This window comes from Xenorhabdus griffiniae, assembly GCF_001028135.1.
In the GTDB taxonomy this organism is placed as follows: domain Bacteria; phylum Pseudomonadota; class Gammaproteobacteria; order Enterobacterales; family Enterobacteriaceae; genus Xenorhabdus; species Xenorhabdus bakwenae.
Genome location: NZ_LDNM01000066.1, coordinates 1 through 1,297 on the forward strand (window position 1 = coordinate 1; position 1,297 = coordinate 1,297).

The following is a 1,297-nucleotide window of genomic DNA, read 5'->3' on the forward strand; positions in this document are numbered from 1 at the left end:
GCATTCTAGGCAAAACCGTGCCGTAAATAAAGCGACAAAAACAGAACGTTATTACACCGTGGGATACGTGCCGCAAAATGACAAGGCTAAAGCCCCGCCTGCCATCCATCTTAAAGGCCAGTGGCTTAAGGCCGCTGGCTTTGATAAGGGCTGCACACTCACGGTTAAAATTATGGATGGCTGTCTGGTGCTTATTCCTGACAGTGACGACACCCGCACCATTAAGCAACAGTACCAGCGCCAGCAAGACCAGCTCAGTGAAATTAAGCTGAGAATGCGGGAACTGCTTGGCGACTACAAAAGCAACTAAGGGCAGGGACGGAGCCGCTCTTAAAAAGAAAAAAGCCGGAATATCATGGGGATCTTTCCGGCTATTAGATTTCATCAGTTATAATTTGTGCATTGCCAATTGAATTTTTTCTTCTAATTCAAGTAAATTACTTGCTGAATCTAAATAAATAGGATTTTCCCAGTTAAAATCTTTAATTAGTGCCAATTTAAACTGTCCATCAATTTCGAATGAGGGTCTCCAGCCTATATCTAAAAGATATCCATTAGGAAATTCTACCTGCAACATATCTTCTTTTAATTCATCAAGCTGATTCTCAAGTGGAATATCACCACTAATAGAAAAGTCATTAAAAGTGATTACTCCATTTTTTTCTGAAAAATCAATGTTCATTATTTTGTCAGCTTCCTAAATTCGTTCAGAGAGATTGGATGTCCGTGAATAGTGCCACCGCTATACTCAACCCTCATCCATTGACTTGGCTTCCCCTCACTAGCTCCAATAATTTCCCCCATGTCTTGAACTTTCCAAGGCTTACCATTTGTAACCGGTTGGCCTGTTTTATAAACAGAACGTTCTAATGCTTCAATGTTAATCTCTGGCGTATATTTAGCAGGCCCAGATTTCGTTGATTTAACAATATCTTTCCAAGACATATTTTTTGAGGGAAATGTTTATATCCATGATTAGTCCAATCTGGATTTAGCAACTTATCGCAGTCTTTACCTGCCAATCCAAATGGGTCAACCCAAGACACCGGATTATGAACGTATGAATAAGGATTAAACCCGCCCGCCAAGCCTATGGGGTCTTAGGAGCGATTCCGGTGCGGTCGTACTTTTTTACGTGATTTTTTCTTTGAATATCAGCTTATTAAAGAACCGTTTTTACCCGTTTAGCCCACATCCACGAACTTAAAACGCCGATACGCACTTTTGCGCTGTTTTGCCATGTTGCCCCGGTGCGCATTTGCCGGGCTACCGCCGCAAGCCGTTGTGCAGTATAGCG

3 protein-coding genes and 1 pseudogene are annotated in these 1,297 nt (G+C 42.0%); 1 reads left to right on the forward strand and 3 read right to left on the reverse strand.

What is annotated here, in order from left to right; genetic code table 11:
- Positions 1–310 (forward strand): SymE family type I addiction module toxin (locus tag AAY47_RS13670; RefSeq protein ID WP_047770703.1); only part of this gene is annotated, 310 nt, incomplete at its 5' end.
- 78 nt (positions 311–388) lie between these two features.
- On the opposite strand, the gene AAY47_RS13675 is transcribed toward AAY47_RS13670, so the two are convergent.
- The 3 genes and pseudogenes from AAY47_RS13675 to AAY47_RS23185 all read right to left on the reverse strand — a co-directional run.
- The gene (locus AAY47_RS13675) at positions 389–682 is read right to left on the reverse strand and encodes a hypothetical protein (RefSeq protein ID WP_047770704.1); all 294 of its coding nucleotides are present in this window, start codon (positions 680–682) and stop codon (positions 389–391) included.
- Entirely contained in the window at positions 682–945 is a 264-nt protein-coding gene (locus AAY47_RS22765; protein ID WP_047770705.1) for a hypothetical protein, read from the reverse strand. Before AAY47_RS22765 ends, AAY47_RS13675 begins: the two co-directional genes overlap by 1 nt.
- 71 nt (positions 946–1,016) lie before the next feature.
- Positions 1,017–1,100: pseudogene (locus AAY47_RS23185) on the reverse strand (RHS repeat-associated core domain-containing protein); the annotation flags it as partial.
- Positions 1,101–1,297 lie beyond the last annotated feature (197 nt).